At 70.0% G+C, this 25,664-nt stretch carries 24 protein-coding genes; 16 read left to right on the forward strand and 8 right to left on the reverse strand.

Annotated features, from left to right (window positions below):
* Window positions 1-169: 169 nt before the first annotated feature.
* Window positions 170-448 carry an acylphosphatase gene (locus MFF54_RS19245; RefSeq protein ID WP_238304429.1) on the reverse strand — a complete coding sequence of 93 codons (279 nt, stop codon included), beginning with the start codon at window positions 446-448 and terminating at the stop codon, window positions 170-172.
* A 59-nt stretch (window positions 449-507) separates the two neighbouring features.
* Window positions 508-1,401 (reverse strand): 2-oxo-4-hydroxy-4-carboxy-5-ureidoimidazoline decarboxylase, encoded by an 894-nt coding sequence (gene uraD / locus MFF54_RS19250; protein ID WP_238304430.1) that lies wholly within the window; start codon window positions 1,399-1,401, stop codon window positions 508-510.
* A 429-nt stretch (window positions 1,402-1,830) separates the two neighbouring features.
* Here uraD and MFF54_RS19255 point away from each other — a divergent pair, with 429 nt between their 5' ends.
* Window positions 1,831-2,865 carry a hypothetical protein gene (locus tag MFF54_RS19255; RefSeq protein WP_238304431.1) on the forward strand — a complete coding sequence of 345 codons (1,035 nt, stop codon included), beginning with the start codon at window positions 1,831-1,833 and terminating at the stop codon, window positions 2,863-2,865.
* A gap of 24 nt (window positions 2,866-2,889) precedes the next feature.
* On the opposite strand, the gene MFF54_RS19260 is transcribed toward MFF54_RS19255, so the two are convergent.
* Window positions 2,890-3,156 carry a hypothetical protein gene (locus MFF54_RS19260; RefSeq protein WP_238304432.1) on the reverse strand — a complete coding sequence of 89 codons (267 nt, stop codon included), beginning with the start codon at window positions 3,154-3,156 and terminating at the stop codon, window positions 2,890-2,892.
* A gap of 157 nt (window positions 3,157-3,313) precedes the next feature.
* Here MFF54_RS19260 and MFF54_RS19265 point away from each other — a divergent pair, with 157 nt between their 5' ends.
* The 14 genes from MFF54_RS19265 (at window position 3,314) to MFF54_RS19330 (ending at window position 19,202) form a co-directional block, all read left to right on the forward strand.
* Window positions 3,314-4,696, forward strand: coding sequence for a nucleobase:cation symporter-2 family protein (locus MFF54_RS19265; RefSeq protein ID WP_238304433.1), 1,383 nt, complete (start codon window positions 3,314-3,316; stop codon window positions 4,694-4,696).
* A 29-nt stretch (window positions 4,697-4,725) separates the two neighbouring features.
* On the forward strand, window positions 4,726-5,568 hold the full coding sequence (gene pucL, locus MFF54_RS19270; protein ID WP_238304434.1) for a factor-independent urate hydroxylase: 843 nt from the start codon (window positions 4,726-4,728) through the stop codon (window positions 5,566-5,568).
* Window positions 5,569-5,596: 28 nt separating this feature from the next.
* Window positions 5,597-6,940 (forward strand): NCS2 family permease, encoded by a 1,344-nt coding sequence (locus MFF54_RS19275; protein WP_238304435.1) that lies wholly within the window; start codon window positions 5,597-5,599, stop codon window positions 6,938-6,940.
* Window positions 6,937-8,286, forward strand: a complete 1,350-nt coding sequence (guaD, locus tag MFF54_RS19280) for a guanine deaminase (RefSeq protein ID WP_238304449.1) — start codon at window positions 6,937-6,939, stop codon at window positions 8,284-8,286. Before MFF54_RS19275 ends, guaD begins: the two co-directional genes overlap by 4 nt.
* 309 nt (window positions 8,287-8,595) lie before the next feature.
* Window positions 8,596-9,873, forward strand: coding sequence for a Zn-dependent hydrolase (locus MFF54_RS19285; protein ID WP_238304436.1), 1,278 nt, complete (start codon window positions 8,596-8,598; stop codon window positions 9,871-9,873).
* A gap of 173 nt (window positions 9,874-10,046) precedes the next feature.
* Complete coding sequence (locus tag MFF54_RS19290) at window positions 10,047-10,259, forward strand: DUF4089 domain-containing protein (protein ID WP_238304437.1); 213 nt, start codon at window positions 10,047-10,049, stop codon at window positions 10,257-10,259.
* A gap of 4 nt (window positions 10,260-10,263) precedes the next feature.
* The gene (locus MFF54_RS19295) at window positions 10,264-11,664 is read left to right on the forward strand and encodes an AtzE family amidohydrolase (protein WP_238304438.1); all 1,401 of its coding nucleotides are present in this window, start codon (window positions 10,264-10,266) and stop codon (window positions 11,662-11,664) included.
* Window positions 11,665-11,675: 11 nt separating this feature from the next.
* Complete coding sequence (gene hpxZ / locus MFF54_RS19300; RefSeq protein WP_238304439.1) at window positions 11,676-12,068, forward strand: oxalurate catabolism protein HpxZ; 393 nt, start codon at window positions 11,676-11,678, stop codon at window positions 12,066-12,068.
* Window positions 12,069-12,412: 344 nt separating this feature from the next.
* On the forward strand, window positions 12,413-14,038 hold the full coding sequence (locus tag MFF54_RS19305) for an ABC transporter substrate-binding protein (RefSeq protein WP_238304440.1): 1,626 nt from the start codon (window positions 12,413-12,415) through the stop codon (window positions 14,036-14,038).
* Between the two features lie 160 nt (window positions 14,039-14,198).
* Entirely contained in the window at window positions 14,199-15,152 is a 954-nt protein-coding gene (locus MFF54_RS19310; protein ID WP_238304441.1) for an ABC transporter permease, read from the forward strand.
* Window positions 15,153-15,162: 10 nt separating this feature from the next.
* Window positions 15,163-16,092, forward strand: a complete 930-nt coding sequence (locus tag MFF54_RS19315; protein WP_238304442.1) for an ABC transporter permease — start codon at window positions 15,163-15,165, stop codon at window positions 16,090-16,092.
* A 56-nt stretch (window positions 16,093-16,148) separates the two neighbouring features.
* Window positions 16,149-17,177 carry an ABC transporter ATP-binding protein gene (locus MFF54_RS19320; protein ID WP_238304452.1) on the forward strand — a complete coding sequence of 343 codons (1,029 nt, stop codon included), beginning with the start codon at window positions 16,149-16,151 and terminating at the stop codon, window positions 17,175-17,177.
* Between the two features lie 12 nt (window positions 17,178-17,189).
* Window positions 17,190-18,200 carry an ABC transporter ATP-binding protein gene (locus tag MFF54_RS19325; protein WP_238304443.1) on the forward strand — a complete coding sequence of 337 codons (1,011 nt, stop codon included), beginning with the start codon at window positions 17,190-17,192 and terminating at the stop codon, window positions 18,198-18,200.
* A gap of 162 nt (window positions 18,201-18,362) precedes the next feature.
* On the forward strand, window positions 18,363-19,202 hold the full coding sequence (locus tag MFF54_RS19330; RefSeq protein WP_370880257.1) for an SGNH/GDSL hydrolase family protein: 840 nt from the start codon (window positions 18,363-18,365) through the stop codon (window positions 19,200-19,202).
* Between the two features lie 73 nt (window positions 19,203-19,275).
* Here MFF54_RS19330 and urtE read toward each other — a convergent pair whose 3' ends face one another.
* From urtE to urtA, 5 genes are all read right to left on the reverse strand, one after another.
* The gene (gene urtE / locus MFF54_RS19335) at window positions 19,276-19,971 is read right to left on the reverse strand and encodes an urea ABC transporter ATP-binding subunit UrtE (protein ID WP_238304444.1); all 696 of its coding nucleotides are present in this window, start codon (window positions 19,969-19,971) and stop codon (window positions 19,276-19,278) included.
* Between the two features lie 202 nt (window positions 19,972-20,173).
* On the reverse strand, window positions 20,174-21,001 hold the full coding sequence (gene urtD, locus MFF54_RS19340; RefSeq protein WP_238304445.1) for an urea ABC transporter ATP-binding protein UrtD: 828 nt from the start codon (window positions 20,999-21,001) through the stop codon (window positions 20,174-20,176).
* Window positions 21,001-22,149, reverse strand: coding sequence for an urea ABC transporter permease subunit UrtC (urtC, locus tag MFF54_RS19345; protein ID WP_238304446.1), 1,149 nt, complete (start codon window positions 22,147-22,149; stop codon window positions 21,001-21,003). Before urtC ends, urtD begins: the two co-directional genes overlap by 1 nt.
* A 2-nt stretch (window positions 22,150-22,151) precedes the next feature.
* A complete protein-coding gene (urtB, locus tag MFF54_RS19350) occupies window positions 22,152-23,738 on the reverse strand; it encodes an urea ABC transporter permease subunit UrtB (protein ID WP_238304447.1) in 1,587 nt (528 codons plus the stop codon).
* 110 nt (window positions 23,739-23,848) lie between these two features.
* The gene (urtA, locus tag MFF54_RS19355) at window positions 23,849-25,090 is read right to left on the reverse strand and encodes an urea ABC transporter substrate-binding protein (RefSeq protein ID WP_370880261.1); all 1,242 of its coding nucleotides are present in this window, start codon (window positions 25,088-25,090) and stop codon (window positions 23,849-23,851) included.
* A gap of 352 nt (window positions 25,091-25,442) precedes the next feature.
* Between urtA and MFF54_RS19360 the strand changes: the two genes are divergently transcribed.
* Window positions 25,443-25,664, forward strand: a 222-nt coding sequence (locus MFF54_RS19360; RefSeq protein WP_238304456.1) for an arginase family protein, incomplete at its 3' end; no start/stop codon positions are given.

Here is a 25,664-nt window from a genome sequence, read left to right on the forward strand (position 1 = left end):
ACAGCAGGAGTTTGCCCGAGATCGGGCAAACTCCTGCTGTCGCAGTAGACGCGTTCGCGCGCACGGCCACGGTGCTGTCGGCGAGGCCTTTGGTCATCCTCAGCGATGTCCGTTTCCAGATTGTCTGCGGTCGGCGGTGGATGCCGCCCTCGCACGTTCGGAGGCGGTCCTACGACAGGATGCGGAAGCCGGCGGATGCCACCTCGGGGCGCCCCGTCGCCGCGACGTCCGTGACGCGCGCGCCAGGCGGTCCCTCCCGACAGGCCGCCAGCATCGCGTCGACCGCGGCCTCGGGCCCCGAGAACACCGCTTCGACCGAGCCGTCGTGGCGGTTGCGGACGTGACCCGCGAGGCCGCGGGCCCGCGCCTCGCGCTCGGTCCAGGCCCGGTAGGACACGCCCTGCACCCGGCCGCTGATCACGACATCGACGCTCTTCGTCCCGCCCACGGCAGCACCTCCCCGATCGTCGAAGATCTGGGCCGACGCACCGGGCCGGCAAGGCCGCCTCAGCTGCCGCGGTAGGTCTGGAAGCTCCAGGGCGTCGCCACCAGGGGCACGTGGTAGTGCCCCTCCGGGTCCGACACGCCGAAGCGCAGCGGCACGATGTCGAGGAAGGGCGGGTCGGGCAGATCGTGCCCGGCCGCGCGGTGGTAGGCTCCGAGGGCGAAGCGGAGCTCGTAGGTCCCGATCGGCACCGGGCGGCCGCCGATCAGCGGCGCGTCGGTGCGCCCGTCCGCATTGGTCACGGCGCGGGCGACGAGGACGGAGTCTTCCGCCGAGACGATCTCGTGCAGTTCCACGCCGACCCCCGCGGCCGGGCGGCCCCGCACAGTGTCGAGGACGTGGGTGGAGAGGCTGCCCGTGGTGCGCAGGGGCCCGGCGCCCTCCACCAGCCCGCCGAGGCGGATCGCGCCGATCCGGAACACCTCCGCGAGCGCGGTGCGCCGCTCGGTCTCGGGATCCGAGGCGAGGCGGGCCTCGAAGCTGCGCAGGAGAGAGGCGCGGCCGTGGCGCTTCACGCAGAGGATGAAGGGGATCCCGAACCGCGCGCGGTAGGCCGCGTTCAGGGCCTCGAAGCGGGCGTACTCGGCCTCCGAGAGGCGGTCGAGACCGGCCGCCGCCTGCTCCTCCACGGACGCGGGCTCGATGTGGCCGGACCGCGCGGCGCGGCCCGCGAGTTCCGGATGGCCGGCGAGGAGGGCGTGGCGCTGCGGGTCTGGGGCCTCTTCGATCGCCCGCCGCATCGCGTCCGCGAGCGCCTCGACCGTCGCGAAGGGGCGCCGGGCCGCTGCCGCCGCCGCGACCCAGGGCGCGTGCTCGTAGATCGCCCCGAGCGCCGCCGTGAAATCGGGCGTCGACATCGCGTCGAGTGCGGCGAGGGTGAGGGAAGCGGAGGCCATTGTCTCTCTCAGTCGGTACGCCGGTCATCCGGGATGCTGCCCGGCATAGCAGGCCTTGCGCCAGGAGCCGGTAACTTGGCGCCGGGCCGCGCGCCGCCCGGTCGGACGGATCGTGTCCCTCTGACCCGGGATCGGCCTCGTCCTGCATCACCGATGGGTCCGATCGCCGCCCGGCAACGCGGCCCTTGATGTCGGAGTTCGCTGCCGACGATCAAGTGCAATCTCTAGATGTGTCTCGGATGTGGGGCATCGCTGGGCGTAGTAAGCCTGTATCCCGCATCCGCTTGAAATGGATGCACAAATCGCATGTCCGCATAGGGCGTGAAATGTTGCATTTCGGTGACTTGATCACGAGATGCCCGATCTGATCGCCGTTATGGCACCTCGATTGCGACACGAATACAGATTTGGTCGGATCGGGGGGGTGCGATGATCGGACGGAGCGCGGTGGCGGCACTGCTGTCGCTGGAAATGGTCGCGGCGGCGGGTGCCGCGGACATGGATGCTGTACGGCAGCGCGCGGCGCCCGAGCGGACCGAGCAGAAGGAAGCGCCCTTCTTCGTCTTCGCCGACACGCAGATCAGCTATCGGCACGCGTTCACCGCCTCCGAGCCGGGCATTCCCAAGCTCAAGACCGCGGATCCGAGCGACGGGCGCGACATCCCGAAGAACATCCTCAACATCGCGCACGCGAACGCCTGGGCCTACGGAACGAACTTCCTCTCCCTCGACGTCCTGAAATCCGGCTCGCAGGACCCTGCGGGAACGCGCAACGAGATCCCGGGGCAGACGACGCTCTTCGGCTACGGCGCGACCGAGGCCTACGGTCTCTATCGCGGCACGCTCAGCGGCAACAAGATGACGGGCACCAAGGCCTTCGCGATCAGCGGTCTGATCAAGGACGTGTCGCTGTCCTTCGGCTTCGACGCCAACGCCAAGAACACGCCTTTCGGGCCGCGCAAGCGTCTGGTGGTCGGCGGTCTCGTCTTCTCCATCGACGTCCCGGTCGGTTTCCTGAACGTCGCGGTCCACGCCTCGAAGGAGTGGAACCGGAACGGCTTCGCGGTGGCCCCCTACCGCGACGTCACCTTCGAGACGACGCCGGAATTCGAGATCGTCTACAATTTCCCGCTCGACGGCCTGCTCGGCGGTTTCCCGCTCCGGGTCGCGGGGTTCAACAATATCGTGATGCCCAAGGGGCGGACGAGCACGCCGACATCCACGCCGACGACGGTCGAGTTCCTGTCGCGCACCAACCTCGTGCTCGATGTGGGCAAGCTGATCTGGAACCAGCCCGGCCGCCTCGACGCCTTCGTGGGATTTCAGTACTGGCGGAACAAGTTCGGCAACGACATGGACTACTTCAGTCGGGCCGTCACGCCGGCGATCTACACAACCGGAATCTCCGGTGCCGGCGCGGAGGAGAAGACCTTTCTGGCCGGGGTGTCGATCCACGTCTTCTGATGGCGCGTGAGGGGGCGGCGCGCCTCAGCGCCGCCGTGCAGCGGTGACTGGAATGCCGATGCCCCGTGGTGCGCGAACCGCATCGCCTTTGCGGAAGGCCCGCGCCACGTTCCGCTTGCCCGCGATCCCCTGCGTCCCGCCGGCCGCGGTGGCCGGATCCTTACCGGCCGGTGCGCCGACCGACTGGGCCTGGGCGGAGCCGCAGACGGCGAGGCCGAGCGCGATGGCGACGCCGAGTGAAGCGCGTGTGATCATGGACGACTCGATTGCAGGTTTCGTCGGCGCGTTCATCCCGACTGTCCGGCTCTAAAGAGCCGAATGCTGAGAAATGTTCCGTTCCGGCGCGCGTATCGACTCCGGAGGTCGCCGGGTCTGGCACATGGTCTGCATTGACCGCGTCCGGCCGGCGCCGGAACGCTCATATCGACGTCGCTCACGGAGGCTCTCCATGTCGTTGCCCCCTCCCCCGTCATCGGCGGCCGGATCGGGCCCGCTGCTCGGGCGGCGGCTCTCCCGCGGCGCCCTCGGGTTGCTCGGCCTCCAGCACGTTCTGGTGATGTATGCGGGCGCCGTGGCGGTACCCCTCATCGTCGGGCGGGCCCTCAAGCTGCCGCCGGAGCAGGTGGCGATGCTGGTGAGCGCCGACCTCTTCGCCTGCGGCCTCGTCACCCTGGTCCAGAGCTGGGGCCTGCCGGGCATCGGCATCCGCATGCCGGTGATGATGGGCGTCACCTTCGCGGCCGTGACCCCGATGGTGGCGATGGGCACCACCCCGGAGATCGGCCTCACGGGCATCTACGGGGCGGTGATCGCCTCCGGCCTGTTCGGGCTCCTCGTCGCGCCCCTGATCGGGCGGCTGTTGCCGCTGTTCCCGCCGGTGGTGACCGGCACGATCATCCTGGTCATCGGCATCTCGCTGATGCGCGTCGGCGTGAACTGGGCGGCGGGGGGCGTCGGCAACCCGAACTACGGCGCGCCGCTCTATATCGGCATCGCGGCCTTCGTGCTCGGCGCGATCCTGGTCATCACCCGCTACGCGAGGGGCTTCGTCGCCTCGGCCTCGGTTCTGATCGGCATCGTGCTCGGCATGGTCGTGGCCGGGTTCGCCGGCCTCGTCCATCTCGACCGCGTCGCGGCGGCGCCCTGGTTCGACGTGGTGCGCCCCTTCGCGTTCGGTTGGCCGACCTTCGACCTGGTCTCGATCGTCACCCTCTGCCTCGTGATGATCGTCGTGATGATCGAATCGACCGGCATGTTCCTGGCGCTCTCGGAGATCACCGCCGATCCGGTCGACGAGCGGCGCCTGACCCGGGGCCTGCGCGCGGACGGGCTCGGCACCGTGATCGGCGGCGTGTTCAACACCTTCCCCTACACCTCGTTCTCCCAGAATATCGGGCTCGTGGGCGTCACCGGCGTCCGCTCGCGCTGGGTCACGGTGGCGGGCGGGTTCATCATGCTCGGCCTCGGGCTGATCCCGAAGCTCGCGGCGCTCGTCGAGGCCGTGCCGCAATGCGTGCTCGGCGGGGCGGGCCTCGTGATGTTCGGGATGGTCGGCGCCACCGGCACGCGCATACTCGGGGGCGTCGATTTCGCGGGCAACCGCAACAACCTGTTCATCGTCGCGGTCTCGGTCGGCTTCGGCATGATACCGCTCGTCGCGCCCGCCTTCTTCAAGCAGATGCCGCACGCGCTGCATCCGCTCCTGGAATCGGGCATCCTGCTGGCGGCGATCGCGGCCGTGGGACTGAACCTCTTCTTCAACGGCCTGGGCGGAACGGCCGAGGCCCGCGACGCGGCGATCCGTCAGGCCAAGGTCGCCGAAGCCCATTGACCGATAGCGCGACCCAACCGGAGCCCGCCATGCCGCTCACCGCCTCCACCTACGGCAAGGGCCGCGTCCGGGTGATGCGCCTCGCCCGCGACGGCGACCACCACACGCCGCGCGAGCTGACCCTGACGGTGCTGATGAAGGGCGGGTTCGACGCCGCCTGGACGCGGGCCGACAATCGCGCCTGCGTCGCCACCGACACCGTGAAGAACATCGTCAACGTGGTGGCGGCGCGCAACGTCGCCCTCGACAAGGAGGCGTTCGCGCAGGCCGTCGCCGCGCTCTTCCTCGACACCTACCCGCAGGTCGAGGAAATCTCGGTCGAGGGCCGCGAGACGCGCTGGCTGCGCCATGCCATCGACGGCACCCCCCACGGCCATACCTTCACCCTCGACGGCAACGGCACCGGCTACGTCGCGCTGACGGCGAGCCGCGACAGGCAGATGCTGCGCTCGGGCCTGCGCGGCTACACCTTCATGAAGACCACGCAGTCCGGCTGGTCGAACTTCTTCGACGACGCCTACCGGACGCTGCCCGACACCGACGACCGCATCGCCGCGACCAGCATGGACGCGACCTGGACCTGGAGCGCGGCGCCGACGGACTACGCGGCGGCGAACGCGGCCGTGCTCGAGACCCTGATCCGGGTCTTCGGCACCACCTACTCGGCGAGCGTGCAGGATTCGATGTACCGGATGGGCGAGGCGGCGCTGGCCGCAACGCCTGAGATCGCCGAGATCGGCTTCGCCATGCCGAACAAGCACTACATCCCGATCAATCTCACACCCTTCGGCCTCGACAATCCCGGCACCGTCTTCCTGCCGACGGACGAGCCGCACGGCCAGATCGAGGCGACGATCGGCCGGAACGGCTAACGGCTGAGGCACAGTGGGCGGGGACGGCATGGACGCGAGATCCGACATCGCACAGGCCCGGCCGGGCGGCGGGCTGCTGGAGCGCCTGTTCCGGCTCTCCGCGCACGGCACCAGCGTGCGCACCGAGATGCTGGCCGGGCTGACCACCTTCCTGACGATGGCCTACATCGTCTTCATCAACCCGAGCATTCTCGCCGACGCCGGCATGGACCGGGGCGCGGTCTTCGTCGCGACCTGCCTCGCGGCGGCGATCGGCTCGGCGATCATGGGCCTCTTCGCCAACTGGCCGGTGGCGATGGCGCCCGGCATGGGGCTCAACGCCTACTTCGCCTACGTCGTCGTGCTCGGGATGGGCTACACGTGGCAGGCGGCGCTCGGCGCCGTGTTCGTCTCAGGTGTCTGCTTCCTCGTGGTGACGCTGACCGGCCTGCGCCGGGTGATCGTGGACGGCATCCCGCGCTCCATGCGCATCGCGCTCACCGTGGGGATCGGGCTGTTCCTGGCGATCATTGCGCTCAAGAATGCCGGCATCGTCGCGGCGAGCCCCGCGACCTTCGTGACGCTCGGCGACCTGCACAGACCCGGCACGGTGCTCGCCGTCGTCGGCTTCCTCGCGGTCGCCGTGCTCTCGGTGCGCAAGGTGAAGGCCGCCCTGCTGATCTCGATCCTCGGCGTCACCACCCTCAGCTTCTTCGTGGCCGGCAACAGCTTCGGCGGCGTCGTCTCCCTGCCGCCCTCGCTCGCGCCGACGTTCCTGGCCCTCGACCTCTCGGGCGCGCTCTCGGCCGGGATCCTCAACGTGGTGCTGGTGCTGTTCCTCGTGGAGCTCTTCGACGCCACCGGCACGCTGATGGGCGTGGCGAGCCGCGCCGGCCTTCTCACGCCGGACCGGACCGCCGGACTCGACCGGGCTCTGATGGCCGATTCCGCCGCGATCTTCGCCGGTTCGCTGCTCGGCACGTCGAGCACCACGGCCTATCTGGAGAGCGCGTCGGGCGTCGAGGAGGGCGGCCGCACCGGGCTCACGGCGGTGACGGTGGGCGTGCTGTTCCTGGCCTGCCTGTTCTTCGCCCCGCTCGCCGGCTCGGTGCCGCCCTACGCCACCGCGCCGGCCCTGTTCTACGTGGCCTGCCTGATGCTGCGCGAGCTGGTCGATCTCGACTGGGACGATCTGACCGAGGTGATCCCCGCCTGCGTCACCGCGCTTCTGATGCCCTTCACCTACTCGATCGCGACGGGCATCGCCTTCGGCTTCATCACCTACGCGGTGCTGAAGCTGTTGACCGGACGGGCGCGGGACGTGAAGCCGGTGGTCTGGGGCATCGCCGCCCTCTTCGTCCTCAAGTTCGTCACCACCGGAGCCGCGCACTGACCGCAGCCGCCGACACCGTCCGGGCCGTCCGGGGCCGGGTCCTCACCCTCCGGGCGAACCCGTTCCTCTCCGAGCCCGGCTCCTGCCTCGTCCACCACGAGGACGGACTCGTCGTGATGCAGGGCGGGCGCATCACCGCCTTCGGCGCCTACGAGCTGACGAAGGGCGCCCTGCCGCCGGGCGTCGTGCCGGTCGAGTACCCGAACGGCCTGATCCTGCCGGGGCTCGTCGACACCCACGTGCACTACCCGCAGATCCAGATGGTCGGCGCCTTCGGGGCGCAGCTGCTGGGCTGGCTGGAGCGCTATACCTTCCCGGCGGAGGTCTCGTTCGCGGACCGGCGGCACGCCGAGGACACGGCGCGCCTTTTCCTGCGCGAGGTGCTGGCCTGTGGCACAACCACGGCCGCGGTCTACTGCACGGTCCACCCCCACTCGGTCGACGCCTTCTTCGCCGAATCCGAGCGCTTCAACACCCGGATGATCGCCGGCAAGGTCCTGATGGACCGGAACGCGCCCTCGGCCCTGCTCGACACGGCCGAGCGCGGCTACCGGGAGAGCGAGGCCCTGATCCGGCGCTGGCACGGGCGCGGGCGCCAGCTCTACGGCGTGACGCCGCGCTTCGCCCCCGCCTGCACAGAGGCGCAGCTCGACGCGGCCGGCGCGCTGCTGCGGGAGCACGACGGCCTCTATCTCCAGACCCATCTCAGCGAGAGCCCGGCCGAGGTCGCCTGGGTGCGCGACCTCTTTCCGGCGCGGTCGAGCTACCTCGACGTCTACGCCCATGCCGGGCTCGTCGGGCCGCGCGCGGTCTTCGGCCACGCCATCCACGTCGAGGAAGAGGATTTCTGCACCTGCCACCGCACGGGCGCGGCGCTGTCGCACTGCCCGACCTCGAACCTCTTCCTCGGCAGCGGCCTGTTCCGGCTCTTCGACGCGCTCGATCCGCGGCGCCCGGTCCGGACCGGGCTCGGCACCGATGTCGGAGCCGGCACCACGCTCTCGCTCGTGCGCACGCTCGGCGAGGCCTACAAGGTCGCGGCTCTGCGCGGCGACAAGCTCGACGCGGTGCGCGCCCTCTGGCTCGCGACGGCGGGCGGCGCCGAGGCGCTGCACCTGGAGGACCGGATCGGCCGCATCGCGGTCGGCTACGAGGCGGATCTCTGCGTCCTCGACACCGCCGCCTCGCCGCTGCTCGCTCACCGCGCCCGCTACTGCACGGACATCGAGGAGCTTCTGTTCGTGCAGATGACGCTGGGCCCCGAGCGCGTGCAGGCGACTTGGGTCGCGGGCGAGCCGGTCTACGAGGCGGCCAGACGGCCCGACCCCTACCGCTACCCCGGGTAATCGGTTTCGAAAGGTCGGAGACCTTTCGCGGGTGCAGGGCAGAGCCCTGCATCTGGAACCGCCGTCCCAACATTGCCGGGGCAGCGGTTCCAACCCGGGGCGCCGCCCCGGGACCCTGCCAAAGGGCCTCGGGCCCTCTGGGATCCCGTTACCTGTGCGTCCGGCGCATGGCGGCGCGCCTCCCGGCCCTCCGCGGCTGGCATTCCAGTTGCTGATGCAGGGCGGCGCGCGGATGATAGGCCGGGCGCCGATTCTGTACCCCGAGCCCTGCCGGTCCCGGTCCCCGACCGGCGAGAGGATGCGTTGCCGATGTCAGCCGACACTCCTGCGAAGAATCCTACGAAGACCCACAACCTGCGCGTCGACGGATCGCGCCTCTGGTCCACCCTGATGGAGACCGCCCGGTTCGGCGCCACCCCGGCCGGCGGGATCAACCGCCTGACGCTCTCGGACGAGGACCGTGCGGTGCGCGACTGGTTCCGGGACGCCTGCGAGGCCGCGGGGCTGGAGGTCGGCACCGACGCGCTCGGCACGCAGTTCGCCCTGCGCCGGGGCCGCGACATGAGTCGGAAGCCGATCGCCTGCGGGTCGCATCTCGATACCCAGCCGACCGGCGGCAAGTTCGACGGCATCCTCGGCGTGCTCGCCGGGCTCGAGGTGATGCGCAGCCTGAACGATGCCGGCATCGAGACCGAGGCGCCGCTCCTTCTCGTCAACTGGACCAACGAGGAGGGCTCGCGCTTCGCCCCCGCCATGATGGCCTCGGCCGCTTACGCGGGCGAGTTCACCACCGACGAGATCCTGGCCAAACGCGACGCGAAGGGCGTGAGCGTCGGCGAAGCCCTCGAATCCATCGGCTACCAGGGCGGCGAGCCGGTCGGCGCGCGCGAGATCGGTGCCTTCGTGGAGCTGCATATCGAGCAAGGTCCGATCCTGGAGGCCGAGCAGAAGACCATCGGCGTGGTCGAGGGCGGCCAGGGCATCGCGTGGTTCGACGGTACGGTCGCGGGCTTCGAGAGCCACGCCGGCACCACGCCGATGCCCCGCCGCCGCGACGCCATGCTGGGCTTGGCCGAGTTCGCGCTGGCGGTGGAGCGCATCGCGCTGGCGCACGCGCCCACGGCGGTCGCCACGCTGGGCGAGGCCGAGATCGTCAGCCCGTCGCGCAACGTGGTTCCGGGCCAGATCCGCTTCACCCTCGACGTGCGCGACCCGGCCTCCGCCGTCCTGGACGCGATGGAGGCGGCCCTGAACGAGGCGGCCGCCGAGATCGGCACCCGGCGCAACCTCGCGATCGCCCTCACCCGCATCTGGCGCAAGGAGCCTGTGCCGTTCCATCCGCACCTGATCGCGGCGGTCGACGGCGCTGCCGAGGGGCTTGGGCTCAGCCGACGCCGCATGGTCTCAGGTGCCGGCCACGACGCTTGCAACCTCGCCGGCCGGATGCCGGCCGCGATGATCTTCGTGCCCTGCAAGGACGGCGTCAGCCACAACGAGTCGGAATCGGCCGAGCCGGCGGATTGCGCGGCCGGTGCCGACGTCCTGCTGCACACCCTGGTGACGCTCGCCAACGCGCCGCAAGCGTGAGCATCCTGCTAATCCTTTAAGCGAATTGCAGGTCGTGCGGTCACTGCCTTCAAAAAAGGCAATTGGTCGACCGCCGACCTGCGCATCGGTCCTGCATGGCCGCCGGTTAATGCCACCAAAATAGGCAAACGGCCAAGTTTCTGCGCGTCAGCCCCTATCGACGAGGAACGACGATGCCCCTTGCTTCTGTCCCTGCCCCTGGACCTGCGGTGCCGGATCTGACGGCCTACGCCGCGGCGGCCGCCCCCCTGCTCGGCCTCACCCTTGATCCCGCCTGGATCGAGCCCGTCTGCCGCAACCTCGCGGTGCTCTCCGCCGCTGCCGACCTCGTCGCAGGGTTCCCCCTGCCCGACGAGGCCGAGGCGGCCCCGGTCTTCGAGGCCTAGCACCATGACGGACGAGACCATCAACGACTGGAGCACGGCCGGGGCCGCCTCCATCGCCGAGGCGGTGAGCGCGGGCCGCGTCAGCGCCCGCGCGGTGACCGAGGCGGCGCTCGCCCGCATCGCGGCGCTCGATCCGGCGGTGAACGCCTTCACGGACGTGACCGCCGCACGGGCGCGGGCGCAGGCCGAGGCGGTCGATGCCGGCCGTGTCCACGGACCGCTCGCCGGCGTGCCCTTCGCGGTCAAGAACCTCATCGACATCGCCGGCCTGCCCACCCGGGCGGGCGCGAAGATCAATCGCGACCGGCCTCCGGCCGAAGAGGACGCGACGCTCGTCAGGCGCCTGAAGGCGGCGGGCGCGATCCTCGTCGGCGCCCTCAACATGGGCGAGTACGCCTACGACTTCACCGGCGAGAACGTGCATGACGGCGACAGCCGCAACCCGCACGACCCGGCGCACATGACCGGCGGCTCGTCGGGCGGCTCGGGCGCCGCCGTGGCGGCGTGGCTGGTGCCGCTGGCGCTCGGCTCCGACACCAACGGCTCGATCCGGGTGCCGTCGGCCTTCTGCGGCTGCTTCGGCCTGAAGCCGACCTACGGGCGGCTGAGCCGGGCGGGCAGCTTCCCCTTCGTCGGCAGCCTCGACCATCTCGGGCCGATGGCGCGCGGCGTCGGCGACCTCGCCCGCGCCTACGACGCGATGCAGGGGCCGGACCCGGCCGACCCGGTCGCGACGACCCGCCCGCCCGAGCCGGCCCTGCCGGGTCTGGATGCCGGCATCGCGGACCTGCGCATCGCCGTGGCGGGCGGCTACTTCGCGGGCGGAGGCGACCCGGAGGCCTTCGCGGCGGTCGCGCGGGTCGCCGAGGCCCTCGGCGCGACCCGCACGGTCGAGATCCCGGAGGCGCGCCGCGCCCGCGCGGCCGCCTACCTGATCACCGCCGCCGAGGGCGCGGCCCTCCATCTCGATCGCCTGCGCACGCGCGCGGGCGATTTCGATCCGGCGGTGCGCGACCGTCTGATCGCCGGCGCGATGATCCCGGCGCCCCATGTCGAGCGCGCGCAACGCTTCCGCCGCTGGTACCGCGCGGCCGTGCTCGACCTGTTCGGAACGGTCGATGTGATCCTCGCCCCTGCCACGCCTTGCCGGGCCCCGCGCCGCGGCCAGACCCACTTCGTGATCGACGGTGTCGAGTTGCCGGTGCGCGCGAATGTCGGCCTGTTCACGCAGCCGATCTCCTTCATCGGCCTGCCGGTCGTGGCGGTGCCGGTCCGGCTCGACGCCGGCCTGCCGCTCGGCGTCCAAGTCATCGCCGCGCCCTGGCGGGAGGATGTGGCGCTGCGTGTCGCCCGCCATCTGGAACGCGTCGGCGCGGTCGCGGCCCCCGTCGCGACACTCGGCTGAAGGAGGCACCGATGCAGATCGACGATCCCGCGGTGAAGGCCGAGGTCGAGGCGGCCTTCCGGGTCTACGAGGCCGCCCTCGTCGGCAACGACGTGGCGACGCTGGAGGCGCTGTTTCACGACGATCCCCGCACCATCCGGTACGGCGCGGGCGAGAACCTCTACGGCATGGACGCGATCCGGGCCTTCCGCCGGGCTCGCTCGCCGGTCGGTCTCGCCCGGTCCCTGGAGCGGACCGTGATCACGACCTACGGCCGCGACTTCGCGACGGCCATGACCCTGTTCCGGCGCGACGGCGCGCCCGGCCGGGTCGGGCGCCAGAGCCAGACCTGGGCCCGCCTGCCCGCGGGCTGGAAGATCGTGGCCGCCCATGTGAGCGTCGTCGACGACGAGCGGCCTGCCTGAGCGGGCCCGGGCGGGTGCGTCGCGGCCGCTCCCGTCCTCCGGGGTCGCCGCAACGGCTCCGGGACGCCGGCCCGATGCGCGGATGCGCCCCGGCTTTCGGAGCGTGTCCGGCGCGCGTGATCGCGCCCGCCCGGCTGGCCAGGGCTAGCGATGCCTCGAACCGATCTGTTCTCTTCTGTTCTGTGCGCGCCCGCGCCGAAGTCCAGCGAAGGTCCTGCCGAGGTTCGGATCGCGACGGGGCCGAGAAAAGGCGGGCCGCGAGACCGTGTTGGCCGACCCCTTGCATAGGCGGATCCGTCCCGAGGGCACCCGATGTGTCCCCCCACGGAGCCAGCACTTTCGATATGTTCTCTACCGCGAAACGACTCGGCGCCCGCGCGGCGCTCGCCGGCGTCCTCACGGCCGGGTTCGCCGTGCCCGGCGCCCTGGCTCAGGGCGTGCTCCGCATCGGCATGACCGCGTCGGACATCCCGCTGACCACGGGGCAAGCCGATAACGGTGGCGAGGGCATGCGGTTCACCGGCTACACGGTCTATGACGGGCTCGTGAACTGGGACCTGTCGTCGGCCGACAAGCCGTCCGACATCGTCCCGGGCCTAGCGGAGAGCTGGACGGTCGACCCGAACGACAAGACCAAGTGGACCTTCAAGATCCGTCCCGGCGTGAAGTTTCACGACGGCTCCGACTTCACCGCCGAGTCGGTGGTGTGGAACCTCGACAAGCTCCTGAAGAACGACGCGCCGCAATACGATCCGCGCCAGTCGGCGCAGGGGCGCACCCGCATCCCCGCGGTGGCGAGCTACCGGGCCGTCGATCCGATGACTTTGGAAGTCGTCACCAAGGCGCCGGACGCGACCCTGCTCTACCAGCTCGCCTGGATCATGATGTCCTCGCCCGCCCAGTGGGAGAAGCTGGGCAAGAACTGGGACGCCTTCGCCAAGACGCCCTCCGGCACCGGCCCCTGGAAGATGACGCTGTTCGCTCCCCGCGAGCGCGCCGAGATGGTGCCGAACACCAACTACTGGGACAAGGCGCGGGTGCCGAAGCTCGACAAGCTCGTGCTCGTGCCGCTGCCCGAGGCCAACGCCCGCGTGGCCGCGCTGCGCTCCGGCCAAGTCGACTGGATCGAGGCGCCCGCGCCCGACGCCGTGCCCTCGCTCAAGGCGGCCGGCTTCAAGATCGTCACCAATTCCTACCCCCACAACTGGACCTGGCACCTGTCCCGCATCGAGGGCTCGCCCTGGAACGACATCCGGATCCGCAAGGCCGCCAATCTCGGCATCGATCGCGAGGGCCTGAAGGAGCTGCTCGGCGGTCTCGCCATCCCGGCCAAGGGCTTCATGCCGCCCGGCCACCAGTGGTTCGGCAAGCCCACCTTCGACGTGAAGTACGATCCCGAGGCCGCCAGGAAGCTGATGGCCGAGGCCGGCTACACGCCGCAGAAGCCGCTCGCCATCAAGGTCGGCATCTCGGCCTCGGGCTCGGGCCAGATGCAGCCCCTGCCGATGAACGAGTTCGTGCAGCAGAGCCTCGCCGAGGTCGGCTTCAAGGTCGATTTCGAGGTGGTCGAGTGGAACACGCTGATCAACATCTGGCGCGCCGGCGCCAAGGCCGACATCTCCCGCGGCGTCTCGGCGATCAACTACTCGTACTTCATCCAGGACCCCTTCACCGGATACATCCGCCACCTGCAATGCAACCTCGCGCCGCCGAACGGCACGAACTGGGGTTACTACTGTGATCCGGCGATGGACAAGCTGTTCGACGGCGTGCGCAACGCCTTCGACAAGACCGACCAGGAGAAGATCCTGAAGCAGGTCCACGAGAAGTTCGTCGACGACGCGCTGTTCGTGATGATCACGCACGACGTCAATCCGCGCGCGATGAGCCCCAAGGTCCAGGGCTTCAAGCAGGCCCAGAACTGGTTCCAGGACTTCTCGCAGATCACGATGGGGACCGCGAGCCGCTGAGATCGGCGTCCGGCCTACGGGCTGGCGCCGCGACAGGCCCCTCTCCCGTGCCGGAGAGGGGACCCGCGCACGCTCAGGACGCGGGTCTGAAGTCTGGCGGTTCGGACGATGCGTCCGAACCGCCGCGCGTACCGTTGAAACAGTCGAGTCAAGACAGCCGATGCTGCTCTACATCCTCAAACGTCTGCTCTACGTCACGCCGGTCGCCTTCGGCGTCAGCGTGGTCTGCTTCGCGCTGGTGCATCTGGCGCCCGGCGATCCCCTGAGCGCCGTCCTGCCGGCCGACGCCACCCAGGCGACCATCGACGAGATGCGCGCGGCCTACGGCTTCGACAAGCCGCTTCCCGTTCAGTACGCGATCTGGCTCTGGCACGTGCTCCAGGGCGATCTCGGCACCTCGATCGCCACCGGCCGCCCGGTTCTCGGCGAGGTCGCCCGCGCGGTCGTCAACAGCCTGATCCTGGCCTCCGTGGCGACGCTGATCGGCTTCACCTTCGGGACCCTGTTCGGCTTCGTCGCGGGCTACCACCGCAACTCGATCCTCGACCGGGCGGCCTCCGCGCTCTCCGTCTTCGGGGTGAGCGTGCCGCATTACTGGCTCGGCATGGTGCTGGTGATCATCTTCTCGGCGACGCTCGGCTGGCTGCCGCCGACCGGCGCCGGGCCGGACGGCTCGGGCAACTGGCGGCCGGATTTCGAGCACCTGCGCTACATCATCCTGCCGGCGATCACGATGTCGGTGATCCCGACCGGCATCATCGCCCGCACGGTCCGGGCGCTCGTGGCCGACATCCTGGCGCAGGACTTCGTCGAGGCGCTGCGCGCCAAGGGCATGAACGAGTGGGGCGTGTTCAAGCACGTGGTGCGCAACGCCGCCCCGACCGCGCTCGCCATCATGGGCCTGCAGCTCGGCTATCTCCTCGGCGGCTCGATCCTGATCGAGACCGTGTTCGCGTGGCCCGGCACCGGCTTCCTCCTGAACGCCGCGATCTTCCAGCGCGACCTGCCGCTGCTGCAGGGCTCGATCCTCGTGCTGGCGATGTTCTTCGTCGGCCTCAACCTCATCGTCGACGTGATGCAGACCGCCCTCGATCCGCGCATCGAGCGGGCCTGAGGAGGCTTCCATGACTGCACCCGTCACCGCCGCCTCCGTCGCCCTTGACGGCGCCGTTCCCACCGCCTCGCCCGTCGCGGAAGCCGAGGCCTTCGCGCCCTCCCGCGGCTTCTGGGGCCATGTCGGCCACCGGCTCGTGCGCGATCCCGTCGCCATGGCGGCGGGCGCCGTGATCCTCACCATCGTGCTGGTGGCGATCTTCGCGCCCTGGATCACCCCGATGGATCCCTACAAGGGGTCGATGCTGCGCCGCCTCCGGCCGGTCGGCGACGCCACCTACTGGCTCGGCTCGGACGAACTCGGCCGCGACATGCTGAGCCGCCTGATGGTCGGCGCCCGGCTCTCTCTCTTCATGGGCGTGACGCCCGTGCTGATCGCCTTCGCGATCGGCTCCAGCATCGGGATCCTGGCCGGCTACGTGGGCGGCTGGACCAACACGATCCTGATGCGCACCATCGACGTGTTCTTCGCCTTCCCGTCGGTGCTGCTCGCCATCGCCCTCTCGGGCGCGCTCGGGGCGGGCATCTTCAACGCCATCGTCTCGCTGACCTGCGTGTTCGTGCCCCAGATCGCGCGCGTCGCCGAGAGCGTGACGACGGGCATCCGCAAGCGCGACTACATCGACGCCGCCAAGCTCTCCGGGGCCTCGGCGCTGACGATCATGCGCGTGCAGGTGCTCGGCAACGTGGTCGGGCCGATCTTCGTCTACGCGACCTCGCTGATCAGCGTGTCGATGATCCTGGCCTCGGGCCTCTCGTTCCTCGGCCTCGGCGTTCGCCCGCCGGAGCCCGAATGGGGTCTGATGCTGAATACCCTGCGCACCGCGATCTACGTCAACCCGATGGTCGCGGCGCTGCCGGGGCTGGCCATCTTCATCGTCTCGATCGCCTTCAACCTGTTCTCGGACGGCCTGCGGACGGCCATGGAGATCCGCCAGTGAGCGTCACCACCTTGTCCCCCTCCCCGGCTCTCGCCCAGCCTCTCGCCCGGGCGCCGATCGACGCCCGCGACCGCGGCGGCCCCGCCCAACCGCTCCTCTCGGTCTCGGGCCTCCAGAAGCACTTCCCCGTCCGCAAGGGCAGCGGCCCGAAGCAGGTGGTCCGCGCCGTCGACGGCGTCGATTTCGAGACGCTGAAGGGCGAGACGCTCGGCATCGTCGGCGAGTCGGGCTGCGGCAAGTCCACCACCGCCAAGCTCCTGATGGGGCTGATCGAGCGCGATGCCGGCGAGATGCTGTTCGACGGCGAGGCCGTGGGGTCCCGCGCCCTGCCCTGGCGGGCCTACCGACGCCAGGTCCAGATGGTGTTCCAGGACTCCTACGCCTCGCTCAACCCGCGCATGACGGTGGAGGCCTCGATCGCCTTCGGCCCGAAGGTGAACGGGGTGCCGGGCCGCCAGGCGGTCGAGCGCGCCCGGGCGCTTCTCGCCCGCGTCGGCCTGGAGCCGAAGCGCTTCGCCGGCCGCTACCCGCACGAGCTGTCCGGCGGCCAGCGCCAGCGCGTGAACATCGCCCGCGCGCTCGCGCTCGAGCCGCGGCTGGTGCTCCTCGATGAGGCCGTCTCGGCCCTCGACAAGTCGGTCGAGGCGCAGGTCCTGAACCTGCTCCTCGACCTCAAGGCCGAGTTCGGGCTGACCTACATCTTCATCAGCCACGACCTGAACGTGGTGCGCTTCATCTCGGACCGCGTGATGGTGATGTATCTCGGGCGCGTCTCCGAGATCGGCCCCTCTGACACGGTGCTGGCCGAGCCGGCGCATCCCTACTCGCACGCGCTCCTGCACGCGATGCCCTCGCTCGATCCGGACAACCGCACCCAGGAGGCGCTGCTCGCGGGCGACCCGCCGAACCCGATCGACCCGCCCTCCGGCTGCCGCTTCCACCCGCGCTGCCGCCTCGTCGCCCCGGTCTGCTCCGGCACGGAGCCGCCCCTCGATCCGGTCGGCCCCGCCCACCGCGCGGCCTGCCTCGCACGCCAGCCCGGCTCGGGGCACCCGGACGCGCCCGCCGTCCGGGAAGCGGCCTGAGGAGAGACGCGCATGACCGACACACAAGCCGTCGTGCTGAAGGACCTCAAGGTCGGCTTCGGCAAGGTCCAGGTGGTCGACGGCGTCGACCTGACGCTCGAGCGCGGCCAGGCCATGGCGCTCATCGGTGAATCCGGCTCCGGCAAGAGCGTGACGCTTCGCGCCATCCTGCGCCTCTTCCCCGAGGGACGCAGCCGGATCACCGGCACGGTCGCGGTTTCGGGCCGCGACGTGCTGGGGCTCTCGAAGCGCGAGCTCGCGGATTACCGCGGGCGCGAGGTCTCGATGATCTTTCAGGAGCCGCTGCTCGCCTTCGACCCCGTCTACACGGTGGGCCAGCAGATCACCGAGGCGATCCTGCGCCACGAGAAGGTCTCGAAAGCCGAGGCGCGGGCGCGCGCGCTCGCCCTGTTCGAGCGGGTGCGCATCCCGAGCCCGGAGCGGCGCCTCGACAACTTCCCGCACGAGATGTCGGGCGGCATGCGCCAGCGCGCGATGATCGCGCTCGCGCTCGCCTGCCGGCCGCAGGTGCTGCTCGCCGACGAGCCGACCACCGCGCTCGATGCCACGGTGCAGATCCAGATCCTGCTGCTGCTGCGCGAGCTGCAGCGCGATCTCGGGCTCTCGATCATCCTGGTCACGCACGATCTCGGTGCGGCGGTCGAGGTCGCCGACCGGATCAGCGTGATGTACGCGGGCCATATCGTGGAGACCGGCTCGGCCCGGCAGATCGTGCGCGATCCCCACCACCCCTACACGATCGGCCTGCTGCGCAGCCGTGCCGAGGGGGCGATGGACAAGGGGGCCCGGCTCCAGACCATCCCCGGCAGCCCGCCGGACCTGACGAATCGTCCGGCCGGCTGCCCCTTCGCGCCGCGCTGCTTCCTGGCCGAGGAGCGCTGCCGCCGCGAGCGCCCGCCGCTCGGCGCGGTCGGGGACGGGCATCAGGCGGCCTGCTGGCGCGCGGAGGAAGCTGCCGCCGCCTTCCGCGCGGGCCAGGCCCGCGAGCTTGCCTGTGCGTAATCCCGTCCTCGCCCTTCCTGTGGATCATAGGGAGGGCGAGCGGGACGCGCTTCATTCCAGCCTTAATTTTGAGTTACGAATTTCCCCGGGATTTAAGTGTCGGGCGGAACCCGGTCTTCCGGAGCCGCGTGGCACTCTCTATCTGCCTCGAACGACAGATTGATGGTTCCGGTCGTGCCTGCCTTCACCCGCTTCCGCGCCGCCACGAAGTCCGCCCGCACGATTGCCCGCACAGCCGGCCTCATGGCCGGTCTGCTGGTGCTGCCGTCCGCCGTTCTGGCCTACGCGGACCTGCTCCCGGCCCCGCTCAACCTCGACGTGCTGGGTCTCGGCTCGGACGAGCAGCCGGACCTGCCCCACGTCGCCCGCCAGATCGCGATCGGCGCGCCGCTGCGCATCGTCGCCTTCGGCTCCTCCTCGACGGAAGGCATCGGCGCCAGCAGCCCGACGAAGGCCTATCCGGCGCTCCTCGAGGCGTCGCTCCGCAAGCTCTACCCGCAGCTCGGCGGCGTCACGGTGATCAACCGCGGCATCGGCGGCGAGCACGTGGACGACATGCTCAAGCGCCTCGACCGGGACGTGATCGCGGCCGAGCCCCAGCTGGTGATCTGGCAGACCGGCAGCAACGACCCGCTGCGCGGCGTCGCCCTCGACCATTTCCGCGCAGCGACGGTCGGCGCCATCAAGCGCATGCAGGAGGCCGGCATCGACGTGGTGCTGATGGAGCCGCAATGGTGCCCGGCGCTCGACGCCACGCCCGGCTCCTACCGCTTCCGTGACGCGGTCCGCGAGATCGGCGACGAGCTCGGCGTGCCGGTGATCCGCCGCGCCGACCTGATGCAGGACTGGATCCGCGAGGGGAAGCTGACCCGCAAGCAGCTCTTCGCGGCGGACGGCCTGCACATGGCCGACGGCGGCTACGCGCTTCTGGCCCAGGCGGCCGCGGCCGCGATCGTCGAGGATTCGGGCCGGGTGAGCGTCGCCGAGGCGGTGGCGGAGTAAGAACAGCTCTCCACGCTCGCCCTCCCCCGCAGAGGGGGTGGGAGGGAGAGCCGCGTGGCGCCCAGCCTCGATCCTACACCGACAGCCAGCGCAGCACCTGGGCCTCGTCCATCTCCGCCCGTGCCCCCGCATCGACCACCTGCCCGCGATCCATCACCGCGTAGGTGTCGCAGAGGTCGCGCGCCCACTCGAAATACTGCTCGACCAGCACGATCGCCATCTCGCCCTTGGAGCGGAGATAGGTGATGGCCCGGCCGATATCCTTGATGATCGAGGGCTGGATGCCCTCGGTCGGCTCGTCGAGGACGAGGAGCCTGGGCCGCGTCACCAGGGCCCGCGCGATGGCGAGCTGCTGCTGCTGGCCGCCCGAGAGGTCGCCGCCGCGCCGGTGCAGCATGTCCTTCAGGACCGGGAACAGGTCGTAGATCTCGGCCGGCACGTAGCGGTCCGCCCGCTTGCAGGGCGCGAAGCCGGTCTCGAGGTTTTCCTTCACGGTGAGCAAGGGGAAGATCTCGCGACCCTGGGGCACGAAGGCGACGCCTGCACGGGCCCGGTCATAGGGCGCGAGCCCCGACAGCACCGTGTCGCCCAGCCGGATCGAGCCCTTGGCGATCGGCTGCTGGCCGACGATGGCGCGCATCAGCGAGGTCTTGCCGACGCCGTTGCGGCCGAGCACGGCGGTGACCTGCCCGGGCTCGGCCGTCAGCGAGACGCCCCGCAGGGCCTTGGCGGCGCCGTAGTACAGATCGATGGAGTCGACCGTCAGCATCGTCCCGCTGCCTGCTCGATGGAGTTCCGGGGATCCCAAAGGGCCTCCAGGCCCTTTGGCGGTGTCCCGGGGCGGCGCCCCGGGTTGGAACCCCCGACCCGGCAGAGCCGGGACGGAGGTTCCAAATGCAGGGCTCTGCCCTGCACCCGCGAAAGGTCTCGACCTTTCGAAACCATGTGCTTGAGAGATGCCCGCACGGCGCTCACCGGCCGAGATAGACTTCGACCACCTTCGGGTCGGCCGAGACCGCATCGATCGAGCCCTCGGCCAGCACCGCGCCCTCGTGCAGGCAGGTGACGCGGCACTGGAGCGCGCGCACGAAGTGCATGTCGTGCTCCACCACGATCACCGCGTGGTCGCGGGCGATCTCGCGCAGCAGCGTGGCGGTCTCGGCGGTCTCGGCATCGGTCATGCCGGCGACCGGCTCGTCCACCAGCAGCAGTTTGGGGTCCTGTGCCAGCAGCATGCCGATCTCCAGCCACTGCTTCTGGCCGTGCGAGAGGTCGGCGGCCGGGCGCGACCGGTGCGCGATCAGCCCGACTTTGGTCAGCAGCGCGTCGATGCGCTCCGCCTCGACCCGATTGCGCCAGCCGAACAGCGAGGCCAGCCCCGAGCGCGGGCCTTTGAGCGCCAGCAGGATGTTGTCGGCCACCGTGTGGCTCTCGAACACGGTCGGCTTCTGGAACTTGCGGCCGATGCCGAGGTCGGCGATCGCCGGCTCGTCGAGCTTCGTCAGGTCGTGGGTGCCGTCGAAGAGCGCCGTGCCGGTGTCGGGCCGCGTCTTGCCGGTGATGCAGTCCATCATCGTGGTCTTGCCGGCCCCGTTCGGGCCGATGATCGCCCGCATCTCGCCCCGGTCCAGGGTGAGCGAGAGGCCGCGCAGGGCCCGGTAGCCGTCGAAGGTGACCTTGAGGTCGTCGAGGTAGAGCAGCGCGTCGGTGACGCGCCGGGTCTGGGCCGGGGCGTGGCCGTCGTCGGGGCGCCCCGTGGCCGTGACGCTGACGGGCGCCAGGAGGTCGGCGTCGCTCATCAGCCCTGCCCCTCTTCGGCGAGTTTCGGCGCGATCTCGGGCTCGGGCGGCAGCTTGGCCCGCGCCCGCGGGCTGCCGAAGCGCTCGATCAGGCTGCCGACGATGCCCTTGGGCATGAACAGGGTGACGACCACGAACAGGGCGCCGAGCGCGAAGAGCCACGCGTCGGGCATCGCGCCGGTGAGCACGGTCTTGGCGTAGTTGACGATGACGGCGCCGAGCGCCGCGCCGACCAGGGTGCCGCGCCCGCCGACCGCGACCCAGATCACCGCCTCGATGGAGTTGGTGGGCGCGAACTCGCCCGGGTTGATGATGCCGACCTGCGGCACGTAGAGGGCACCGGCCACCCCCGCCATCATGGCCGAGACCGTGAAGGCCAGCGTCTTGTAGTGCTCCGGCCGATAGCCGAGGAAGCGCGTGCGCGATTCCGCGTCGCGCACCGCGATCAGGATCTTGCCGTAGGCCGAGACCGTCATGAAGCGCGCCACCAGATAGCCGAGCGCCAGCGCGACGCCGGTGGCGACGAAGAGTGCCACGCGCGTGCCCTGCGCCTGGACGGGGAAGCCGAGGATGTCCTTGAAGTCGGTGAGCCCGTTGTTGCCCCCCAGTCCCATGTCGTTGCGGAAGAAGGCCAGCATCAGCGCGAAGGTCATCGCCTGCGTGATGATCGACAGGTAGACGCCCGTCACCCGCGAGCGGAAGGCGAGCCAGCCGAACACGAAGGCGAGCAGCCCCGGCACCGCCAGAACCATCAGGGCCGCGAAAGCGAAGTTGTCGAAGCCGAGCCAGTACCAGGGCAGGTCCTTGTAGTTCAGGAACACCATGAAGTCCGGCAGGACCGGGTTGCCGTAGACGCCGCGCGGGCCGATCTGGCGCATCAGGTACATGCCCATCGCGTAGCCGCCGAGCCCGAAGAAGGCGCCGTGGCCAAGCGAGAGGATGCCGCAATAGCCCCACACGAGGTCGAGGCTGAGCGCGAGTAGCGCGAAGGCGAGGTACTTGCCGAAGAGCGAGACCAGATAGGTCGGCAGGTGCAGCCCCGAGCTCTCGGCGACCCCGAGGTTGAGGAGCGGCACCACGAGGCAGAAGGCGGCGAGTGCGGCGAGGAAGATCCAGCCCTTCGGGTCGATGAGGCGCGTGCGGGTCATGCTCAGGACTCCACCGCCCGGCCCTTGAGCGCGAACAGGCCGCGCGGGCGCTTCTGGATGAAGAGGATGATGAAGACGAGGAGCGCGATCTTCGCGAGCACCGCGCCGAAATACGGCTCGAACAGCTTGTTGGCGACGCCGAGCGTCAGCGCCGCGACCAGCGTGCCCCAGAGGTTGCCGACGCCGCCGAACACCACCACCAGGAACGAGTCGATGATGTAGCCCTGGCCGAGGTTCGGCGAGACGTTGTCGATCTGCGAGAGCGCCACGCCCGCGATGCCGGCGATGCCCGACCCGAGGCCGAACGTCATCGCGTCGACCCAGGGCGTGCGGATGCCCATGGCGGCGGCCATCCGGCGGTTCTGGGTGACGGCGCGGGTCTTCAGGCCGAACGACGTCTTGCGCAGCACGAAGAGCAGCCCGAGGAAGACGCCGAGGGCGAACAGCACGATCCACATCCGGCCCCAGGTGATCGACAGGCCGGCGACGTCGAAGGCGCCCGACATGAAGCCCGGCGAGCCGACCTCGCGGTTGGTGGGGCCGAAGATCGAGCGCACGCTCTGCTGCAGGATCAGGCTGACGCCGAAGGTGGCGAGCAGGGTCTCGAGCGGGCGCCCGTAGAGGAAGCGGATGATGCCGCGCTCGATCGCGACGCCGACCGCGCCGGCCACCAGGAAGGCGCAGGGAATGCTGATGGCGAGCGACCAGTCGAACAGGCCCGGCGCGTGGGCGCGGATCGCGTCCTGCACGAGGTAGGTCGTGTAGGCGCCGAGCATCACCATCTCGCCGTGCGCCATGTTGATGATGCCCATCACCCCGAAGGTGATGGCGAGCCCGATCGCGGCGAGCAGCAGTACGGAGCCCAGCGAGATGCCGTACCAGACGTTCTGGGCGGCCGCCGCCACCGCGAGCCGGGTCTCGACGGCCTGGATGCCGCGGGTGGCCGCGGCCTTCACCGTCTCGCTCGGGTCGCTGGCCGCGACGTTCCTCAGGATCGCGATGGCGTCGCCGTCGCCCCGCGCCTGGATGGCCGCGAGCGCGGCGATCCGCTCGTTCTCCGGCGTCTCGGGCCGGGCGAGCAGCACGGCGGCGCGGGCGGCTGCGAGAACCCGCATCACGTCCGGGTGGGATTCCGCGGTCAGCGCGCGCTCGACCGCGGGTAAACCGACGGGATCGCGCGCCTTGAACACCGCCTCGGCCGCCTCCCGGCGCTTGGCCGGATCGGGGCTCGTGAGGTTCAGTTGACCCTGCGCGGCCTCGAGCGCGCGGCGGATCTTGTTGTTGGCGCGGACCGGCTTCAGTCCATCGGCCTGGGCGGGCCGGCCCGTGCGGGCATCCACCAAGTCGTTGCCCTGCTTGATGAAAAGCGTCTTGTCGGCGGGTCGGTAGAGAAGCCTGCCCTCCGCGAGGGCGCCGAGCACCGCGCCCGCGCGCGGATCCCCGCTCGCGGCAAGCCCCGCGATGCCGGCCTCGATGTCACCGTAGCTGTCGCTCGCGAGCCGCGTGTAGGCATCGGCCGGCGGGGCGTCCTGCGCAAGGACAGGCGCGGATAGGCCGAGTAGAACCAGAAATATCAGAATGCGGATCATGGAAAGGCCGGTCTCTCGGCAGGTCATCCTTCCGCGATCGGAAGGAAGAGCCGCGCGCCGGGACGCGCGACTCTGATTTCAGCGTCTGCGATGTGGCAATCGGCCCGATCTCAGGCGCCGCCGCACTTCTTGGTCTTGGTGTTGTAGTTGCCGCAGTTGAGCTTGACCCAGTCGGCCTCGAGGTCCTTCGAGCCTTCGAGCTGCTTCGACCACGCCTCGCCGGGGATCAGGCCCTCGGTCTTGTTGACCACGTCGAACTGGCCGTCATCCTTGATCTCGCCGATGAAGACCGGCTTCGTGATGTGGTGGTTCGGCAGCATCGTGGAGGTGCCGCCGGTGAGGTTCTTCTGCTCGGTGCCCGGCAGCGCGGCGATGACCTTGTCGGGATCGACCGTGCCGGCCTTCTCGACCGCCTTCACCCACATGTTGAAGCCGATATAGTGGGCCTCCATCGGGTCGTTGGTGACGGCCTTGGGGTTCTTCCTGTAGGCCTGCCACTGCTGGATGAAGGCTTTGTTCTCGGGCGTGTCGATCGACTCGAAGTAGTTCCACGCGGCAAGGTGGCCGACGAGCGGCTTGGTGTCGATGCCGGCGAGCTCCTCCTCGCCGACCGAGAAGGCCACGACCGGGATGTCGGTCGCCTTGATGCCCTGATTGGCGAGCTCCTTGTAGAACGGCACGTTGGCGTCGCCGTTGATGGTCGAGACGACGGCCGTCTTCTTGCCGGCCGAGCCGAAGCTCTTGATGGCGGCGACGCGCGTCTGCCAGTCGGACTGGCCGAAGGGGGTGTAGTTGATCGAGATGTCCTCGGGCTTCACGCCCTTGGCCTTGAGGTAGGCTTCGAGGATCTTGTTGGTGGTGCGCGGGTAGACGTAGTCCGTGCCCTCCAGCACCCAGCGCTCGACCTTCTCCTCCTTCATCAGGTAGTCGACCGCCGGGATCGCCTGCTGGTTCGGCGCGGCGCCGGTGTAGAACACGTTCCGCTCGCTCTCCTCGCCCTCGTACTGGACGGGATAGAACAGGATCGAGTTCAGCTCCTTGAACACCGGCAGGACGGACTTGCGCGACACGCTGGTCCAGCAACCGAACACGGCCGAGACCTTGTCCTTCGCGATCAGCTCGCGGGCCTTCTCGGCGAAGAGCGGCCAGTTCGAGGCCGGATCGACCACGACGGGCTCCAGCTTCTTGCCAAGGAGCCCGCCCTTCTTGTTCTGCTCCGCGATGAGCATCAGCATCGCGTCCTTGAGCGTCGTCTCGGAGATCGCCATCGTGCCTGAGAGCGAGTGCAGGATGCCGACCTTGATGGTCTCCTGCGCGCGTGCGGTGCCGGCACTCAGGGAGGTCAGTGCCATGCCGCCAGCCAGTGCCGCGGCCGAAACCCAGGTCTTCAGTCTTGTCATCATGCCGTTCCCCGGCCGCCTTTTTCGCGGCTAAGGCGCTCAAGCAATGGGCATGCCAGGACGATCCATTCGCCGACTGCGTGCGCTTTCACCACAAAGCCCGAGCGATATGCAGAGACGCGACGCAGATCGGCGCTGATCTGCTTGAGCTTTGGGCAGTCGTGGCACGACCAAGCGCAGCGGTGTTCAGCCGCCTCGCACAACCACGCCGTGTCTTCGCCTTCTGGCCCGGCCTCTGCTAGGGCGTGCCCAGGCCGGGGTGCCGGGGGCGGATGTGGCGCAGGAGAGCGAGATCGTGCCCGAGATGAGCGGGGCGGCGCGCAGGATCGTCGTGATCGGAGCGCCGATCGATGTCGGCACCAGCGAGCCGGGCGCCCTGATGGGGCCGGCTGCCCTGCGTACGGCCGGCCTGATCCGCAGCCTGCGCGATCTCGGCCACGACGTCGTCGACGCGGGCGACGTTGCGCCTGACCTCGCCCCGGAGGCGGCGACGGCGGTCAGGCCTCGCGCCTCCGGGGCGAGGTCA

It is taken from the genome of Methylobacterium gregans (genome assembly GCF_022179245.1).
Classification (GTDB): Bacteria; Pseudomonadota; Alphaproteobacteria; order Rhizobiales; family Beijerinckiaceae; genus Methylobacterium; species Methylobacterium gregans.

What these genes read in the sequence shown, in the direction of transcription:
- uraD (WP_238304430.1), bottom strand. Translation starts at nt 1,401, where the DNA reads ATGGCCTCCGCTTCCCTCACCCTCGCCGCACTCGACGCGATGTCGACG.
- MFF54_RS19255 (WP_238304431.1), top strand. Translation starts at nt 1,831, where the DNA reads ATGATCGGACGGAGCGCGGTGGCGGCACTGCTGTCGCTGGAAATGGTC.
- MFF54_RS19260 (WP_238304432.1), bottom strand. Translation starts at nt 3,156, where the DNA reads ATGAACGCGCCGACGAAACCTGCAATCGAGTCGTCCATGATCACACGC.
- MFF54_RS19265 (WP_238304433.1), top strand. Translation starts at nt 3,314, where the DNA reads ATGTCGTTGCCCCCTCCCCCGTCATCGGCGGCCGGATCGGGCCCGCTG.
- pucL (WP_238304434.1), top strand. Translation starts at nt 4,726, where the DNA reads ATGCCGCTCACCGCCTCCACCTACGGCAAGGGCCGCGTCCGGGTGATG.
- MFF54_RS19275 (WP_238304435.1), top strand. Translation starts at nt 5,597, where the DNA reads ATGGACGCGAGATCCGACATCGCACAGGCCCGGCCGGGCGGCGGGCTG.
- MFF54_RS19285 (WP_238304436.1), top strand. Translation starts at nt 8,596, where the DNA reads ATGTCAGCCGACACTCCTGCGAAGAATCCTACGAAGACCCACAACCTG.
- MFF54_RS19290 (WP_238304437.1), top strand. Translation starts at nt 10,047, where the DNA reads ATGCCCCTTGCTTCTGTCCCTGCCCCTGGACCTGCGGTGCCGGATCTG.
- MFF54_RS19295 (WP_238304438.1), top strand. Translation starts at nt 10,264, where the DNA reads ATGACGGACGAGACCATCAACGACTGGAGCACGGCCGGGGCCGCCTCC.
- hpxZ (WP_238304439.1), top strand. Translation starts at nt 11,676, where the DNA reads ATGCAGATCGACGATCCCGCGGTGAAGGCCGAGGTCGAGGCGGCCTTC.
- MFF54_RS19305 (WP_238304440.1), top strand. Translation starts at nt 12,413, where the DNA reads ATGTTCTCTACCGCGAAACGACTCGGCGCCCGCGCGGCGCTCGCCGGC.
- MFF54_RS19310 (WP_238304441.1), top strand. Translation starts at nt 14,199, where the DNA reads ATGCTGCTCTACATCCTCAAACGTCTGCTCTACGTCACGCCGGTCGCC.
- MFF54_RS19315 (WP_238304442.1), top strand. Translation starts at nt 15,163, where the DNA reads ATGACTGCACCCGTCACCGCCGCCTCCGTCGCCCTTGACGGCGCCGTT.
- MFF54_RS19325 (WP_238304443.1), top strand. Translation starts at nt 17,190, where the DNA reads ATGACCGACACACAAGCCGTCGTGCTGAAGGACCTCAAGGTCGGCTTC.
- MFF54_RS19330 (WP_370880257.1), top strand. Translation starts at nt 18,363, where the DNA reads ATGGTTCCGGTCGTGCCTGCCTTCACCCGCTTCCGCGCCGCCACGAAG.
- urtE (WP_238304444.1), bottom strand. Translation starts at nt 19,971, where the DNA reads ATGCTGACGGTCGACTCCATCGATCTGTACTACGGCGCCGCCAAGGCC.
- urtD (WP_238304445.1), bottom strand. Translation starts at nt 21,001, where the DNA reads ATGAGCGACGCCGACCTCCTGGCGCCCGTCAGCGTCACGGCCACGGGG.
- urtC (WP_238304446.1), bottom strand. Translation starts at nt 22,149, where the DNA reads ATGACCCGCACGCGCCTCATCGACCCGAAGGGCTGGATCTTCCTCGCC.
- urtB (WP_238304447.1), bottom strand. Translation starts at nt 23,738, where the DNA reads ATGATCCGCATTCTGATATTTCTGGTTCTACTCGGCCTATCCGCGCCT.
- urtA (WP_370880261.1), bottom strand. Translation starts at nt 25,090, where the DNA reads ATGGCACTGACCTCCCTGAGTGCCGGCACCGCACGCGCGCAGGAGACC.